This is a genomic window from Algoriphagus limi, from assembly GCF_024919275.1.
Taxonomy (GTDB): domain Bacteria; phylum Bacteroidota; class Bacteroidia; order Cytophagales; family Cyclobacteriaceae; genus Algoriphagus; species Algoriphagus limi.
In genome coordinates this window covers 382,840-399,651 of sequence record NZ_JANWGH010000001.1, presented here as the reverse complement: position 1 = coordinate 399,651, position 16,812 = coordinate 382,840, and the positions used below count along the sequence as shown (strand labels likewise).

Below are 16,812 nucleotides of genomic sequence, written 5' to 3'. Positions count from 1 at the left end.
ATTTGTATTTCATAGCAAATTTTTTACTTTTCAAATATGAAAAAATGCATCAAAAATTATAGAAATAGCCAATTTTTGCCCATAAGCGGGTTCTAAAGCCCTCTTGAAAAATCCATCCGTGCGATAATCGATACTATATTCTATTTTTTGCTGAGAATTAATCAATTTTCCAAGGGTCAGAACTAATCGATTTTCGAGTCCAAATTCCTTTTCCTGAAGACTAAAAATAGGTTCTGTCGAGATCACTAAGTAGCCCTCTCCGGGATCTAATTCATCTCCTTGCAAAGGCACATCCAATGCTACCCGATATCTTAATCTATATTCTGCTGCTTCATTATGGCTAAAAGTCTGGTCTAATCTAAAACGATGCCCCATCCGAAATCTCCTAAATCGATCCAAAACAGCAAATTGCTGAATCAATCGATAAGCATTTGAGCCATCTTGAATTCTATAAAATAATCCCAAAGCCATACTGCTTAAAGGACTTAATTTCCAATCGTAAAAAGCCATCAGGTCGGTCCGATAATGACGAAATTGCCATCGATCTTCAGGATTTTCAAAATTCCGATAAATAATTTCCTGATTCTCAACTTTAAAATTGACTTTGTTGCCATTCGACAGCTTTTTGGTTATAGCTACTTCTGGGAAAAAGCCTGTAAAAAAGGCTTGTCTTTGGGCTAAACAAGAGAAGCCGAATAGAAAAAATACCAGGAATGATAAAGTTACTTTCCTCATCAAAAAATCAAGTTATCCATGATCCGAATTTCAACTTCCCGTATGGAAATCAACTTGCCTTTTTGATCAAAAAGACCTTCCCAAAAGGCCTGACGGCCCGACTTTTCTTTTGCTATGAATTCGATTTCAAAACGGATGGTAATTCCTTCCATCTCCCCCTCATCAAAAAAGTCTTCCAGATCATCCGACTGAGCGGAATACTGCCTTTGAATTCTTTGAATGCGAAATTCACTAAACTCGCTTGCTATATCCGAAAGGATATTTGACTCAATCTCTGCGCCCAACTCATTCTGTTGGATTTCTATTTCCACATCTTGGATGTTCCCCAGGGAATCGAATTCTACACTGTGAAATTTTCCTTTCCAGGGAAATTTGGCCTCAAAAGAGATCCCCTGATCTGAAATCTCCTGATACCAACGAACTTTTTTTCTGCCTTCAAAGGAATCTTCTAGCCACTCCACTGCCAGCTCAGGCACATCCTGTTTCTTTATTCGCTTTTCTTGTTCAATTTTCTTTTGGGAAAATGCTTTTCCAGAAAAAACGAGGAATACCAAAAAAATGAAGGTTACTCTCATGATTAATTTGGTTGTACAAAAAGAAAAAACCGCTACCAAAAAATGGCAACGGTTCTTTTGATATAAGGTTTCCTATGTGAATTAAGCCAAACCTGCTTTTATCAAATTCAAGGCAGAACCTGCTTTGAACCATTCAATTTGGCCTTCATTATAGGTGTGATTCACTTCAAATTCATCTTTGGAGCCATCTGCATGGTGAAGAACCACTTTCAATGGAACACCCGGAGCGAAGCTTTCCAAACCAAGGATATCGATCACATCATCCTCTTGAACTTTATCATAATCAGCAGGATTTGCAAAGGTCAAAGCAAGCATACCCTGCTTTTTCAAGTTGGTTTCATGAATTCTAGCGAAAGATTTAACTAAAATCGCACGAACGCCCAAGAATCTTGGCTCCATAGCAGCGTGCTCTCGTGATGAACCTTCTCCGTAGTTTTCATCACCAACTACTACTGTTCCGATACCTTCAGCTTTATATTGACGCTGCGTAGCAGGAACTTCTCCATACTCTCCGGTCAATTGATTTTTGACTTTGTTGGTCTCGTCATTGAATGCATTGACAGCACCGATCAACATATTATTGGAGATATTATCCAAGTGGCCACGGAATCTCAACCAAGGACCAGCCATGGAAATATGGTCAGTTGTACACTTTCCTTTTGCCTTGATCAATAGCTTCAATCCTTTCAAATCAGTGCCTTCCCAAGCAGGGAATGATTCCAATAATTGTAAACGCTCTGATTTAGGGTCTACGATTACATCAACCTTTGAACCGTCTGCAGCTGGAGCTTGATATCCGGCATCTTCTACCGCAAATCCTTTCGTAGGCAATTCCAGACCTTTCGGCTCATCCAACATTACTGACTGACCTTCCTCGTTGATCAAACTGTCTTTCATTGGGTTGAAAGTAAGATCACCGGCGATTGCCATAGCAGTAACTACTTCAGGAGAAGCCACAAAAGCATGAGTATTTGGGTTTCCATCAGCACGCTTCGCAAAGTTTCTGTTGAAAGAGGTAATGATGGAGTTTTTCTCTTGCTTTTCAGCTCCATGACGAGCCCACTGTCCGATACAAGGACCACAGGCATTTGCTAAAACTACCCCTCCCATTTTTCCGAAGGTATCCAAGAATCCATCTCGCTCAACTGTGAAGCGAACCTGCTCAGAACCTGGAGTAATGGTAAATTCAGATTTAGCGATCAATTTTTTATCTACTGCCTGCTGCGCCAAAGAAGCAGCTCTGGAAATGTCTTCATAAGAAGAGTTGGTACAAGAACCAATCAACCCTACCTCTAATTTTGCTGGCCAACCGTTTTCTTTCACAGCAGCAGCAAATTTAGAAAGGGGCCATGCCAAGTCTGGTGTGAAAGGACCATTGATGTGTGGTTCAAGTTCAGAAAGGTTAATTTCGATTACTTGATCGAAATATTTCTCAGGCTCTGCATATACTTCTGGGTCACCAGTCAAATGCTCAGCGATACCATTTGCAAGGGCTGCAACGTCCGCTCTGCCGGTTCCTTCCAGATAAGCAGCTGATTTGTCGTCATATCCGAAAATAGAAGTAGTAGCACCAATCTCCGCACCCATGTTACAGATGGTACCTTTACCTGTGGCAGAAAGAGATCTTGCTCCATCACCGAAATACTCAACTACGTAACCTGTACCACCTTTTACGGTTAGGATACCAGCTACTTTCAAAATCACGTCTTTTGCAGAAGTCCAGCCAGAAAGTTTTCCAGTAAGCTTCACGCCAATCAATTTCGGAAATTTCAGCTCCCATGGCAGACCCGCCATTACATCGCAGGCATCAGCTCCACCAACACCGATTGCGATCATACCTAGACCACCGGCATTTGGAGTGTGGGAATCAGTACCGATCATCATTCCACCTGGAAAAGCATAATTTTCCAAAACTACTTGGTGAATGATACCGGCTCCTGGCTTCCAGAAACCAATTCCATATTTATTTGAAACTGAGGCCAAGAAATCATACACCTCACGGTTTTTATCCTTAGCAACAGAAAGATCTTTATCTGCACCTACTTGTGCTTGGATTAAGTGATCACAATGTACGGTCGAAGGAACTGCGACCTTGTCTTTACCCGCCTGCATAAACTGAAGAAGAGCCATTTGTGCCGTAGCATCTTGCATCGCGACTCTATCTGGCTGAAAATCCACATAGGATTTTCCTCTTTCAAAAGATTGAGAAGCTGGCCCCTCAGAAAGGTGGGAATACAAAATTTTCTCGGTCAAAGTCAAGGGTCTGTTGACTGCTTTTCTCGCAGCCGCAATACGCTCTGGATAGCGAGCGTACACATCCTTGATCATTTCAATGTCAAAAGCCATTTTATAGGATTTTAGGTGGATAAAAGGTTCAAAATCGAAGTGCAAATATAGAAAATTAGGGCCGAAATCGGTAACCAAATAAATTCATAAACAAGGCCTTTATCCAAAATTTTGGAATCATTCTCCCAAAAAGTCTAGTGATTTAGAAAAAGAGATAGACAGCTGTCATCAAAAAGATAAAACCTGCCAAAAACAACCAAGAGGTATAGCGGATAAGTTGAGAGGCTTTCACCCCAGTAATGGATAATAAAGGCAAAGCCCAAAAAGGCTGTAAAAGATTACTAATCTGATCTCCATAGGAAAAGACCAAAATCATCTTAGCAGGATCCATTCCTAAGGATTCTGTGACTTGCATGATGATCGGTCCCTGAACGGCCCACTGCCCCCCACCCGATGGTATTAATAGATTTACAAATGCAGCTGAAATCAATGTAAAAGGACCCAGAAAATTCTGATCCGCATTATTTAAGAACAAATTGGATAGTTCGTCAAGTAAACCTGAATAGGTAACCATCCCTAAAATCCCGGCATAAAATGGGAACTGTATAAAAATATCCGAAGAACTCTTTACACCTTCTGAAACTGCTTCTGTAAAACTCTTTAAATCACGGAAGACAAAAAGAGTCAAACCGAAAAGCAAAAAATTCATCAAGTTTAAATTGAAGAAGCTCAATCCATTGGCTGATTCTTTAAAAGCAACCCAAAGGAAAATTAGAATCATAAAAAGGCCAATCCAAAAGCCTACTTTTTTGTTAACTCCAGGAGAAATTGGTCTAAGTGGGTGACTGTAAATTGGATTCTCTTTCGTTTTTTTGGAGCGAAATAGAAAAGTCAGAACTATCAAAAACACAAGCACTAGGCCCAAGGTCATGCCTAGATTTCCCACAGAAAAAATAGTTTGATCTACTGAAATTTGACCTATTTGATCGGCTAGAAAATGATTGGGTTCCGCCACTTTTAAGGTCGCAGAACCCGACAAGCCTCCATGCCAAACTGCCATTCCCAAATACCCGGCTGATGCCAACAAAGGTGCATTGGAAGGAATCTTTTTTTCTTCCATAGCTAGATGAACAAACCTTGCCAAAAGAGCTCCAACGATTAGTCCGAAACCCCAGTTTAAAAGCCCGGCAATCATGGTCACAATCCCCGTGAAAAGGACAGCTTGAAGTAAATTATTTGGTAAATGGGCGATTTTTTTCAAAAAATGATGAATAGGTTTTGCAATGGCTAAGGCATAACCAAAGACGAGAATCATCATCATTTGTAGCGTGAATTCGAGTAGACTAAAAAATCCATCCTTCCAAAAAAGAAGGGTCATCTGAATACTTTCTCCTATCGATTTACCTTGAGATCTTAAAGCAAAAACAGCAGCTATTAAAACCAACCCACTCAAAATCAGCACTAGATCGAAGGGACTTGGAAAAGAAATTGCAACTCGTTTTTTATTCAAGTCTTATTTATTTCGGAGTTAATTTTTTTTCTGTAATATTAGACGAAAATCCACTAAAAGAAAAACTTCTTTTAAAGCCTCAATCAGTGCTAGATTTTACCTTTAATGTATTTTCTATAATCCTGGTGCTAACAAGCTTAGTGGTCATGGTTTTGTCAATTTACATTGCCCTAAGCCTTGATCAGCTTATCAGATGGTTGGCTACCACAATGATTCTAATTACGGTTTGGGGATTTTTTTATGGCCTAGAGCTGGCATCAACCTCCCTTGATCAAATGCTCCATTGGATTCATTTTGAATACATTGGAATTTCCTTTGCACCTGCAGTCTGGCTGATTTTCACACTACGATACACAGGATATCGAAACTGGGCCAAACCAGTTGTCATTATCGGAACTTTTACAATTCCGGCTCTCACACTTTTTATGGTGATCTCGAACGATCTCCACCATCTCCATTATGCTAAAACATTTTTAGTCACCGAGGGAAGCCCCTTCCCTATCCTAGGAATCGAGCGTGGTCCATATTACATCATTCATGTCATTTATTCCTACCTGGCTTTTCTTTTGGGGACAATAATTCTTTGGAGGAGATTCCAATTTTCCGATCCTCTTTATAAAAATCAGACACGTCTTTTGATTGTAGGAGGATTATTCCCCTTGGTGTTTAATTTCTTTTATCAAACTGGATTGATTTCTCCTTTAGGATTCATCGATTTGACACCTTTTGCCTTTTTAGCGACTTATCTGATTCTTGGTTTGGCAATCTTGAAATATGGACTATTCAGCATTAAACCAATAGCCCATAGTAAAATCATGGAGTCATTAACCAAGGGTGTTTTGGTTTTCAATATCCACCAACGCGTAATAGATTTCAACTCAAAAGTTAAATCCTTCTGCAAGGATCCCCAAAAAATAAGAATAGGCGCACAGGCAGAAGAAATTTTTAAATCTGAAGAGTCTCTTCTTCGAATTTTTGAAAACCCAATAGAACAAATTCTCACATTCAAACCCGAGGGAAGTGACCGAACCGTTCGCTTAGAAGTCATGCAGATTAATGACAAAAACTCAGAGCAAATGGGTTTAATTTTTCTCTTTGATGACCTGACAGAAGAACTGGAGACCACAGAAAAACTTCGAAAACAAACCGAGGATCTTCAAAAACTCAACGATTTAAAAGATAAGTTTTTTAGTATCATTTCCCATGATTTGAAAGGTCCGATATTCGGAGTCAAAGAATTGATCCATATGACTCAAATTGGGATGATTTCAAAGGAGGAATTACTTGAAATGTTGCCTGAGGTATCCAAAAATATGGAACAGGTTGCCATTCTTTTAGAAAACCTTCTCGCTTGGGCTTCATCCCAAATCAGGAAAGAACAAGTAGAAATCCAAGAATTTGATATTCTACAATTAATTGAGCAACAAAAAAAATTACTCGATCGAATAGCGAACGAAAAGCAAATTGAAATCAAAATTCAAGAAAGTGAACCAACTTTCATCATGGCCGATCGAAACATGACTGATTTGGTTCTCCGAAACCTGATCAATAATTCGATTAAATTTTCTAAGCCGGGTTCAAAAGTGTTACTCAGTATTGAAAAAGTAAATGAGGAAGCTAAGATTTGTATTCAAGACTTTGGAACGGGAATCTCTCCCGAAAACCTCCAAAAAATTGAGGAAGGAGTTTCATTTACTACTCGTGGAGTAAACTATGAAAGTGGAACTGGACTGGGATTGGTTTTGGTACGAGAGTACATTAGCAAAAATAAGGGGCGATTGGAAATTGAAAGTAAAGTACAGGTAGGCACTACTTTCTGTATTTTCCTTCCTCTGGCAAAATAATTTTTAGAGGCTCAACAAAAACTCCAGAGTATCCACCCCATCAGCATAATCTTTCGGACCGGGAAGTTGAGCGTTCCCAAATTCAACAGCATTTGGCCAAAAATCCTTTTTAGCAACGATGCATTGAATTTTGTTTTTGTTGGCTTCTAACTTTTTCTCCAAATCCGTTTTGTCATTATAAGTTTCATAATAAAGAACCGAGATTGGCGATACTAGCGCCTCTTCCTTTTTCATGATTAAAAAGCCATTATCCAAATGTGGCTCTCCATTTACTAAGAAGATGGATTTATTGTATTCGTAATTATTATGGTATTTGTGGTGATCGGCAATTCCAGAAAAAGACTCCCAATTAGACAACAGAACTTCTACATACATTTCATCCGGCAAGAAGACTTTGGAAACATTTCTACAACCAAGTCCGAAATAAGTGAAGACATCTTCCCCAAGCGCCTTAATTTCTTCTTCGCTTTCATCTCCTTTTAGTATTCCTACAGAAGTTCGGTTTTGTCGAATTAAAGAAGGATACTTTCCAAAATAATATTGAAAATAACGAGAGGAATTGTCACTCCCAGTAGCTATGTAGGCATCCTTTCCTTTGAGCATTTCTGAAACTTGAATATAATTTTTCAAATTAGGTTCGATTTCAATCAGCTTTTCAATCAGGAAATTCATCAATATTGAATCAGCTGAACTCAATTTGGCACTAATTCCATGACCCGCTAATAATACCGACATTAAGTCGTGAAAACCAACAGTAGGAATGTTACCAGCCATTAAAACCCCAACATCTTTGCTATCCTGGACTTTCGAAAAATCATAAGCTGATACCCATTTTTCTAATTGAGAGGATTCAAGCATGTGAATCAATCCAGAAAAAGCTTTGTCGCAGCTAGAATAGGTAAACCAATTATTTTGATTTTCAGCCCTACGAAACAAGCCCTCCTTTTCCTCTATCGGCAACTCTGCTAGCAAATTCCCTAAATTAATGAATGCCTGAACTCTATTTTTGAAAGGTATCATGGGGACAAATTTACCTGATTGATCTAAAATCGGATAGAATTATTTTAAATTAGTTAGTGTGACAACTTTTTATTGTCGATCTGTGTTGTCCTTATTAATTTTGAAACAAATTTTGAAGAGCTATGGCAATAATGATTACAGACGAATGCATCAACTGCGGTGCATGCGAACCTGAATGTCCTAATACAGCAATTTATGAAGGCGGAGTCGAGTGGACTTGGGCTGGAGGTACTTCCCTTAAAGAAGTTACCTTGGAAGATGGGACTGTTGTAGATGGAAATGCGAAGCAGGAACCAGTTTCAGATGAGTTTTACTACATCGTGACAGCAAAGTGCACGGAGTGTAATGGTTTTCATGAGGAACCTCAATGCGCTGCAGTCTGTCCTGTAGACTGCTGTGTGGATGACCCAGACCATCGAGAAACAGAAGAGGAGCTATTAGCAAAAAAGGCATATTTACACGGAGAATAAAGGAGGTAGAACCTCCTTTTCTTTTTTTCATTTATCACTGATTTACAACCTTTTATTGACAGAAAACTGTCGCTTCTAGAAAAATTTGATTGTTTATTTTGAATTCTAGGAGCGGTTTTTGCTATCTTAGTTCCTGATTAATTTACCCAGCAACTAAAAAAAATTACGCATTGTGGAAGATCGAAGAGGATTTGATAGAGATGAAATTTTCTCTAAAAAAGTAAAAGCAGGAAAGCGAACTTATTTTTTTGACATTAAATCTACTCGGGGCAACGACTACTACCTCACTATCACAGAGAGTAAAAGAAAGGCCCATGGTGATTCATTTAGCTACGAAAAACATAAAATCTTCTTGTATAAGGAGGATTTTTTCAAGTTTGTAGAAGCCTTGAATGAAACTGTAGATCACGTCAAAAATGAATTAATGCCGGATTTTGACTTTGAACAGTACGAATCTGATGACCCGGAAAATGAGTACCGGGACGAACTAAGATGGGAATAGCATCCCACAGCTGATTTGAGAGAGTCAGGGAAATAGTATATTTAAGGAGGCTTAAGGCCTCCTTTTCATTTATAGCTATGCAACGGTTTTTTATATACTTAATCTTATTCATTGCTGGATTCATCCTTTTTGCCTGGTATTTTTCCAATATCACGGTTTATCTAGTCCTTTCTCTGATTTTAGCAGCTCTACTTAGACCGCTTACAAATCGGCTTCATAATTTCCATTTGCTCGGACAGCATATTCCAAGGTGGTTAGCTATAATTATTTCATTTGCAGCCATCATATTCTTCTCTGTCCTACTCGGCCTTTTGTTCTTCCCTTTGATCAATGATCAAATAACCGTGCTTAGTGCATTGGATTATGAAGGAATATATGAGCAGATCCAAACTCCCGTAAACCGATTGGAAGAATGGTTGATTCAATATCAATTGGTGCAAACCCCAAGAGGAAGTCTTTTTGAACAACTTCAAACCACACTTCTTGAGACAGTAGCAGGAATGGATTTTGGGAAGTTTATCAGTACCATTATCAATACGACGAGTTCGTTGTTTATTGGAACAATTGCCGTAGCATTTATTTCATTTTTCCTTTTGCTAGAAAATGGCTTGTTGAGAAGAAATCTATTGCATCTGACCCCAAACCAATATTTTGAACTAACAGTCGCAACTTTCACAAAAGTCGAAAAACTACTTTCAAATTATCTTTCGGGCTTATTGATTCAGGTAATTGCAATTTTTTCGATGGCAAGCTTAGGTTTAAGCATAGTCGGGATCGAATATGCACTAACAATTGCTCTTTTTGCTGCCATCGCGAATTTGATACCTTATGCAGGGCCAATTTTGGGTGCAAGCTTTGGTATAATCGTGGGAATCTCAACAGGCAATTTTGTAGAAGGAAGTGAGGTTTCTTATATGATTTTGAAGATCCTAGCGGTATTTGCTGTAGTTCAAGTAGCTGATAATATTTTTCTTCAACCTTTGATTTTTTCAAAATCTGTCAAAGCGCATCCCCTTGAAATTTTTGTTGTTATCTTTGCCGGGGCAAAAATCGCCGGGGTAGTCGGGATGATTTTTGCCATTCCTGTTTATACCATTTTCCGAGTATCGGTGATGGAGTTTTACCAGGGATATAAGTCCTATCAGATCTTTAAAATAAAAACCTAAATAAATGGCCTTACAATGTGGCATCGTCGGACTTCCTAATGTTGGAAAATCCACTTTGTTCAATGCGCTTTCCAGTGCAAAAGCTGAAGCAGCAAATTTCCCTTTTTGTACCATCGAACCCAATGTGGGTGTCGTTACCGTTCCAGACAAGCGCCTTAAAGTATTGGAAAGTCTGGTAAATCCTCAGCGGGTGCTTCCCACTGTGATCGAATTTGTCGACATCGCCGGACTAGTTAAAGGGGCAAGTAAAGGTGAAGGTTTAGGAAATAAATTTTTGGCTAATATCCGTGAAGTTGATGCTATTATCCACGTGGTAAGGTGTTTTGAAGATGATAACATCGTCCATGTGGCGGGAAGTGTTGATCCAATTTTTGACAAAGAGGTAATTGACACAGAGCTTCAATTAAAGGATTTGGAATCGGTAGAGAAAAAAATCAACCGAATCGAAAAAATCGCCAAATCCGGAGATGCGAAAGCAAAGAAAGAACTTGAAATCCTTCAAAAATTCAAAGAAGGTCTTCAAAGCGGATTGAATGCCAGAGCTATTGATGTTGAAAAAGAAGATTTAGAAGCGGTTCGAGATCTTCATCTTCTTACAATCAAGCCTGTACTATATGTGGCAAATGTGGATGAAGGAAGCATCATCAATGGAAACGAACATGTAGAAAAGCTTCGGGAAAAAGTTAAAGAGGAAAACGCAGAGGTAATCATGCTTTGCGCAGCGATTGAATCCCAAATCGCTGAATTTGAGGATGCTGAAGAAAAAGAGCTATTCCTATCAGAATATGGACTTGAGGAAAGCGGTTTGAATCGATTAATCGCGGCTGCCTATGCCCTACTTGATCTTATCACTTATTTTACAGCCGGTCCTCAGGAGGTTCGTGCTTGGACAATCAAAAAAGGTTGGAAGGCCCCACAAGCAGCAGGTGTAATTCACTCTGATTTTGAAAGAGGATTTATAAAGGCAGAAGTAATCAAGCTAGCGGATTATCAGCAATTCAAATCTGAGGCAGGGTGCCGAGAAAACGGAAAAATTGCAATTGAAGGCAAAGAATACATCGTAAAAGACGGTGATATTATGCATTTTAGATTCAATGTTTAACATTTCTTAGAAAAAAATTGTACTTTTGCTTTGCTTATACACCCATAATTACGTTTACAATTTTATTAACACTTGTCTCATTTATTTTTAAAAAATCGTGAGAGTTAGACTTATATTTTCCCTAAAAAACAAAGGCTCCTACTTGCCTTTCCACCACCAATACATTTTGGCTCAATTCCTTAAGGGTTTGATTGTCAAAGGTGGACGTGAAGAGTTCTTCAATTACAATTACTTCAACTTCTCTGGCTTAAAAGGTCAAACTAAGGTGAGTAGAAGTGGATTGCATTACTATTCCAGTTTGGTCACCCTAGTCCTATCTTCTCATAGTGAGGATTTTATGGACTACCTATTGGAGCAAGTTTTCGCAACACCAAAAATTGAATTGGGCAACTTGATCCTTTCTCCGGAATATACCGAGATTGAAAACGAACCTGAGTTGGAGACTTCCAATAAGTTCGTTTGTATTTCTCCATTGGTATTAATCACACCTGCATTCAATGAAGAAATTGGAAAGCGATTCATCAGCCCTGATAGCGATGAATTCTCCGATTTGCTTTATGAATCTACCTTAACCAGAATGGAGCGATCAGGATGGTATACGCCAGAGCAAATGGAATCCTTCTACAAGTTCCAAGTGGTACCTGACATGAATTATGTCAATAAATTGAAAGAGCAGCAGAAAAAATTTGCCCGAATCTATTCAGTTTATGACATGGATGTGAAGTATGAAGTTAGAGGCTATACCCTACCATTCACTCTTTATGCTGCTCCAGAAGTTCAGGACTTTGTATTCAAATGTGGTCTTGGTGCTTTCACACATAAAGGTTTTGGTATGCTTGACTTAGCAAATCATCCTTCTGGAAATAGAACCTCTCCTTATAAATTTAAGCGTGAAGGTTTTGTACCTTACCGACCTACTGAGCGAATGCGTCAAAATGTAGCGCCTTCAGAAAGTAGTGAAGAAGAAAGCGAAGAAAATTAATCAAAAAGTCTGCAGCCAACCTGCAGACTTTTTTTTGTTTTTAGACTTTAAGACTTTTTCAAGTTACGGTTTATAAGCGTCTTCGATTTGGCTGAAGGTAAACATAGCCTACTAGTTGATCATAACGCGAACCTAAGGCTCTAAAATAGACTAGCACTTCATATTCATTTTCGGTTTCAAAATAACTTCCCTCAAACTCCATTGAATCAAATTGCTGGTCTTCCAATCTTGCAAATTGGTAATCATACCAGCCCTGTTTCAATAAAAGGGTTGTTTCATAAACCTTTAACTTTGGATTCCATGACATTTTTGCTTCTGGCTTCTTACCCCAATCTGTAAGCGTACCTAAGAGATATATCTCTCGAGAACTCTCCGGAGCAAAAAATCTGAACGTGGTCAAAATATACTCGCTTTCCACTTCAGGGTTTCCTCCAGGCCGATCATTTGTATAGACGATATATTGACCATTTAAATCCAGGTATTGAGAATAGACTTCCCATTCTCTAGGTACATCAACTTTCGTCTCTGCGTAAATCACATCTGACTCAACAGTTACCGAAGCAATATTGGCACCCGTAGCTCTGATGAAACGGAGATCAATAAATCGGAACTCATTTCCAGCCCTAAAAGAGTTAGTTCCATCAAAATTTTCATATCGGATGGTTTTTGAAATCTCATTTAAAAAAGTGGGTTCATTGATCAATTTCGCATGATCCCATCGTTGATTTTGTCTAATCACCACTTTTATCTGAGAACTTGGATTCACCACTTCTACTTTTGAATAATTGACTACCACGTCGATTTGCTGATCTGTTCTCCGATCACTGGTTTGGGAAGGCGGTACAATACTGGCTCCAACAGAAAACAAGTCCTCATATACCATAAAACGTTTTGTTAAGATTGCATCCGATTCTTCCCTTCCTCGGTAAACCTTCACAACATAATTCCCTGATTTGGTAACCCTAGGAATCTCAAAACGGTAGTGAATATATGGTAATCTTGTATTTACCGAGTATTCATAATCTTGCACGTTGAATTGATTAAATCCAGACAAGAAATCATTATCCTTCAATTGGGATGGCTTCCAATCTGCGTCACAATGAATCAATTTGGCAGTGTACAGTTCAGGATCAAATGCGATATCATCAAAAAGCAAGACTAGGCTTCGCGAATCCCGAAGACTGATAGTTGGAGCATCAATTTGACTATCAAATTCAATCCCTTGAGGGAAAATTCTAACCGATTGAATATGATCTCGAAAAACCTGATCCTCAATCTGAGAAAATACATTTTGAGCGAAAGCCAAATAAACCAATAAAAACCCCAGAAAAACCTTCATAAAGAAAAATAGCCAATTTCAGATAGATTGAAAAACATCAGGCAATGCTCTCCTGCAAATTCGCGATTTCATCCACAAGTCTTTCCCAATTTTGATTTGCCTCATCCAATTTGGATTTGACTACTCCATAGGAATCTTGGACTGCTTTGGCTTCAGAATCATTTTGATACAATTCAGGATCAGCAAGTTTTAGGCTAAGCTCTTTCTCTTCTTTTTCTAATTTTTCAACCAACTGCTCTACTTGCTCTAATTCATTTTCAAGTTTTTTCAAGCTTCGCTTAGCATCCTGAATTTCTGAATTTGTAGAATGTGACTTAGACTTGGCTTTTTGCACAGATTTTTCAGCAATTTGAGAGGCAGAGGCTTTCTCTTCATCCTGTTGAGCTTTCCAAAACTCATATTCTTCGTATGTACCCGGATATTCTTTTATCTGGTGGTCCTCGATATACCAAATTTTATTCGCGACTCCTTTGATGAAATGACGATCGTGTGATACGGTGATAAAAGTACCTTCATACTGCTGAAGAGCCTGTATCAAAATGTTGACAGATTGAAAATCAAGGTGATTTGTAGGCTCATCAAGTAACAAAAAGTTAGCCTCAGAAATTAGAGTCTTCGCTAAAGCAACTCTTGATTTTTCTCCACCGGAAAGTACTTTGATCTTCTTGAATACATCATCATTTGTAAATAGAAAGCATCCCAAAACATTTCTGAGCTCAGTTTCAGATTTATTAGAGCCTTCCTGAGCCAATTCCTGAATGATTTCATTATCAAGAGTCAATGCCTCCAATTGATGCTGAGCATAAAAGGAAGGAATCACATTATGTCCTTGTGTTCGAGTTCCAGTAATAGGTTCGGTTCCAGCAATGATCCGTAAGAGAGTGGATTTCCCCCTTCCATTGGCACCAATCAAGGCTATCTTATCCCCTCTTTCGATTGAAGCGGAAGTATTTTCCAAAATCACCAAATCACCATAGCTTTTACCGATATGGTCTAAAGTGATTACATGTCTCCCTGATTTTTGAGAGAATTTAAACTTAAAATTCACAAAAGCTTCATCATCAACAACCTCTTGAACCCGTTCCATTCGTTCAAGTGCCTTTATGCGGGATTGAACTTGATTGGATTTGGTGGCCTTTGCTCGAAACCTCTCGATAAATCGCTCGGTTTGCTTGATCATTTGCTGCTGATTCTCGTAGGCATTTTGCTGGATTTCCATTCTTTCCTTTTTCTCCTTTTTATAGAAAGAATAATTTCCAGGATAGGAAGTCAATGTGTTATTTGCCACTTCTACTATTGAAGTCACACAATTGTCTAAGAAGGTCTGATCATGGGAAACTACCACAACAGCACCTTCATAGGTTTTGAGGTAATTTTCAACCCATTGAATAGATGGAAGGTCAAGGTGGTTAGTCGGTTCATCTAAGAGTAATAATGCCGGTTTTTCAAGAAGCAATTTGGCTAGCATCACCCGCATTCTCCATCCACCGGAAAAATTTCGGAGTGGTTTTTCCAAATCCTCTGTTCGGAAGCCGATCCCTTCCAAAACCTCCTCTGCCTTTGCTTTAATAGTATACCCCTCATTCGCTTCAAAACGCTCCTGAAGAGTTGCCAAACGATTAATAACCTCTTCAGAATAATCCGTTTCCATTTGTTTGAGAACGGCATCAATTTCATCCTGTAGGGCAAGTGTTTCTTTAAAAGCTGCCAATGCAACCTGCAGAATACTTTCATCAGATTGATAGGAAAGCAAGTCCTGATTCAAAAATCCTATGGTACAATCCTTGGCTTTTTGAACTTCACCGCTACTGGGTTGATATTCCCCAGCGATAATTTTTAAAAGTGTAGATTTCCCGGTTCCATTTTGACCTACCAAACCAATCTTATCTTTTGGCTTGATATGCAGGTTTGCATTTTCGTAAAGTGCCCTTCCTCCGATGAAATATGAGAGATTGCTAATCGATAACATGGGGCAAAAATAAAGAATCAACCGCTTATTGAGCTCTTATCTTAAAACAATCCAAAAAGAATTAACTTGTATTCATAAAATCAAATATTCATGAACTACTCTAAAACTATTTCACTTGCTGTTTGCTTCGGCCTTTTGATGGTCCAAGCCAGTTGTCAGCAAAGCTCTGAAAAGCTGACAGAGGTCAAAACTCCTAATTCGAGCAATAAGCGATCAATCAAAAATGCTCAAGCAGATGTAAAATTGGATAGGATTCAATTACCTGAAGGATTTGAAATCTCCGTTTGGGCAGCAGACATCCCCAATGCACGGTCAATGGCTTTAGCTGAAAATGGAGTTGTCTTTGTAGGAAATAGACAAGAGAAAAATGTCTATGCTGTGATCGATGAAGATGCAGATGGAAAAGCCGATACCAAATTCATTTTAGCAGAAGGCCTTCGAATGCCAAATGGTGTCGCCTACAAGGATGGAGATCTTTACGTGGCCGAAGTTAGTAGAATCCTTAAATTCCCTGACATTTTAAATAATCTTGGAAACCCAAAGTACGAGGTTGTTTATGATCAATATCCTACGGAAAGACATCACGGATGGAAATTTATAGCATTTGGACCTGATGGGATGCTTTATGTACCTGTAGGGGCACCATGTAATATTTGTGAATCCGAGGATGAAATTTTTGCCTCGATCACAAGAATTGATGTTAACTCACCAAATCCAAAACCAGAAGTCTATGCTCATGGAGTTCGAAATTCGGTAGGTTTCGATTGGCATCCTGTGACAGGAAATCTTTGGTTTACAGATAATGGTCGTGACATGATGGGAGATGACATTCCTGATTGTGAACTGAATGTTGCAACTGAAGCTGGACAGCATTTTGGCTACCCTTATTGGCATGCAGGTGATGTAAAGGATCCTGAATTTGGTGATAAAGGTGAGGCTCAGGATTTTTATGTTGCTCCAGCTGCAAAACTTGGAGCACACGTGGCTCCTCTAGGAATTCGCTTTTATGAAGGAGGAATGTTCCCAGCTAGTTACAAAAACCAAGCAATCATCGCAAAGCATGGATCTTGGAACCGTAGTAAAAAATCTGGTTATGATGTGGTTCTTGCTAAAATTGATGATGCTGGAAAAGTAACCGGAGTAGAAACTTTTGCATCGGGTTGGCTAGATGATGCTTCGCAGGAAGTTTGGGGAAGACCTGTAGATGTCCAAGAACTTCCCGATGGCAGCCTCCTTATTTCCGACGATGTAGCTAACTGTATTTACAGAGTAACCTATACTGGAAATTAAATTGATTTAAAATTCGAAACCA

14 protein-coding genes are annotated in these 16,812 nt (G+C 38.9%); 7 read left to right on the top strand and 7 right to left on the bottom strand.

Features of this window, described 5'->3' with window-relative positions; genetic code table 11:
- Positions 1–30 precede the first annotated feature (30 nt).
- The 4 genes from NY014_RS01685 to NY014_RS01670 all read right to left on the bottom strand — a co-directional run bounded on the left by NY014_RS01685 (position 31) and on the right by NY014_RS01670 (position 5,106).
- The gene (locus tag NY014_RS01685; protein ID WP_259412796.1) at positions 31–735 is read right to left on the bottom strand and encodes a DUF2490 domain-containing protein; all 705 of its coding nucleotides are present in this window, start codon (positions 733–735) and stop codon (positions 31–33) included.
- A complete protein-coding gene (locus NY014_RS01680; protein WP_259412795.1) occupies positions 735–1,310 on the bottom strand; it encodes a hypothetical protein in 576 nt (191 codons plus the stop codon). The genes NY014_RS01685 and NY014_RS01680 overlap by 1 nt, the downstream gene beginning before the upstream one ends.
- An 81-nt stretch (positions 1,311–1,391) precedes the next feature.
- A complete protein-coding gene (locus NY014_RS01675) occupies positions 1,392–3,656 on the bottom strand; it encodes an aconitate hydratase (RefSeq protein WP_259412794.1) in 2,265 nt (754 codons plus the stop codon).
- A 142-nt stretch (positions 3,657–3,798) separates the two neighbouring features.
- Positions 3,799–5,106, bottom strand: a complete 1,308-nt coding sequence (locus NY014_RS01670; RefSeq protein WP_259412793.1) for a TIGR00366 family protein — start codon at positions 5,104–5,106, stop codon at positions 3,799–3,801.
- 86 nt (positions 5,107–5,192) lie between these two features.
- Here NY014_RS01670 and NY014_RS01665 point away from each other — a divergent pair, with 86 nt between their 5' ends.
- On the top strand, positions 5,193–6,950 hold the full coding sequence (locus tag NY014_RS01665; protein WP_354003152.1) for a sensor histidine kinase: 1,758 nt from the start codon (positions 5,193–5,195) through the stop codon (positions 6,948–6,950).
- A 3-nt stretch (positions 6,951–6,953) separates the two neighbouring features.
- On the opposite strand, the gene NY014_RS01660 is transcribed toward NY014_RS01665, so the two are convergent.
- Entirely contained in the window at positions 6,954–7,970 is a 1,017-nt protein-coding gene (locus tag NY014_RS01660; protein ID WP_290426995.1) for an acyl-CoA reductase, read from the bottom strand.
- A 122-nt stretch (positions 7,971–8,092) separates the two neighbouring features.
- On the opposite strand from NY014_RS01660, the gene NY014_RS01655 reads away from it, so the two are divergent.
- The 5 genes from NY014_RS01655 to cas6 all read left to right on the top strand — a co-directional run bounded on the left by NY014_RS01655 (position 8,093) and on the right by cas6 (position 12,192).
- Positions 8,093–8,440 carry a 4Fe-4S dicluster domain-containing protein gene (locus NY014_RS01655; protein WP_259412791.1) on the top strand — a complete coding sequence of 116 codons (348 nt, stop codon included), beginning with the start codon at positions 8,093–8,095 and terminating at the stop codon, positions 8,438–8,440.
- A 172-nt stretch (positions 8,441–8,612) separates the two neighbouring features.
- On the top strand, positions 8,613–8,942 hold the full coding sequence (locus NY014_RS01650; RefSeq protein WP_259412790.1) for a DUF3276 family protein: 330 nt from the start codon (positions 8,613–8,615) through the stop codon (positions 8,940–8,942).
- 77 nt (positions 8,943–9,019) lie between these two features.
- Positions 9,020–10,108, top strand: coding sequence for an AI-2E family transporter (locus NY014_RS01645; protein WP_259412789.1), 1,089 nt, complete (start codon positions 9,020–9,022; stop codon positions 10,106–10,108).
- Between the two features lie 4 nt (positions 10,109–10,112).
- Positions 10,113–11,210, top strand: a complete 1,098-nt coding sequence (gene ychF, locus NY014_RS01640; RefSeq protein WP_259412788.1) for a redox-regulated ATPase YchF — start codon at positions 10,113–10,115, stop codon at positions 11,208–11,210.
- Positions 11,211–11,307: 97 nt separating this feature from the next.
- The gene (gene cas6, locus NY014_RS01635) at positions 11,308–12,192 is read left to right on the top strand and encodes a CRISPR-associated endoribonuclease Cas6 (protein WP_259412787.1); all 885 of its coding nucleotides are present in this window, start codon (positions 11,308–11,310) and stop codon (positions 12,190–12,192) included.
- Positions 12,193–12,262: 70 nt separating this feature from the next.
- On the opposite strand, the gene NY014_RS01630 is transcribed toward cas6, so the two are convergent.
- The gene (locus NY014_RS01630; protein ID WP_259412786.1) at positions 12,263–13,531 is read right to left on the bottom strand and encodes a type IX secretion system plug protein; all 1,269 of its coding nucleotides are present in this window, start codon (positions 13,529–13,531) and stop codon (positions 12,263–12,265) included.
- Between the two features lie 37 nt (positions 13,532–13,568).
- Positions 13,569–15,500 carry an ABC-F family ATP-binding cassette domain-containing protein gene (locus tag NY014_RS01625; RefSeq protein ID WP_259412785.1) on the bottom strand — a complete coding sequence of 644 codons (1,932 nt, stop codon included), beginning with the start codon at positions 15,498–15,500 and terminating at the stop codon, positions 13,569–13,571.
- Between the two features lie 90 nt (positions 15,501–15,590).
- On the opposite strand from NY014_RS01625, the gene NY014_RS01620 reads away from it, so the two are divergent.
- Positions 15,591–16,790 carry a PQQ-dependent sugar dehydrogenase gene (locus NY014_RS01620; RefSeq protein WP_259412784.1) on the top strand — a complete coding sequence of 400 codons (1,200 nt, stop codon included), beginning with the start codon at positions 15,591–15,593 and terminating at the stop codon, positions 16,788–16,790.
- Positions 16,791–16,812 lie beyond the last annotated feature (22 nt).

Coding starts and splice junctions, on each gene's coding strand:
- NY014_RS01680 (WP_259412795.1), bottom strand. CDS start 1,310: ATGAGAGTAACCTTCATTTTTTTGGTATTCCTCGTTTTTTCTGGAAAA.
- NY014_RS01685 (WP_259412796.1), bottom strand. CDS start 735: ATGAGGAAAGTAACTTTATCATTCCTGGTATTTTTTCTATTCGGCTTC.
- NY014_RS01675 (WP_259412794.1), bottom strand. CDS start 3,656: ATGGCTTTTGACATTGAAATGATCAAGGATGTGTACGCTCGCTATCCA.
- ychF (WP_259412788.1), top strand. CDS start 10,113: ATGGCCTTACAATGTGGCATCGTCGGACTTCCTAATGTTGGAAAATCC.
- NY014_RS01630 (WP_259412786.1), bottom strand. CDS start 13,531: ATGAAGGTTTTTCTGGGGTTTTTATTGGTTTATTTGGCTTTCGCTCAA.
- NY014_RS01625 (WP_259412785.1), bottom strand. CDS start 15,500: ATGTTATCGATTAGCAATCTCTCATATTTCATCGGAGGAAGGGCACTT.
- NY014_RS01660 (WP_290426995.1), bottom strand. CDS start 7,970: ATGATACCTTTCAAAAATAGAGTTCAGGCATTCATTAATTTAGGGAAT.
- NY014_RS01620 (WP_259412784.1), top strand. CDS start 15,591: ATGAACTACTCTAAAACTATTTCACTTGCTGTTTGCTTCGGCCTTTTG.
- NY014_RS01645 (WP_259412789.1), top strand. CDS start 9,020: ATGCAACGGTTTTTTATATACTTAATCTTATTCATTGCTGGATTCATC.
- NY014_RS01655 (WP_259412791.1), top strand. CDS start 8,093: ATGGCAATAATGATTACAGACGAATGCATCAACTGCGGTGCATGCGAA.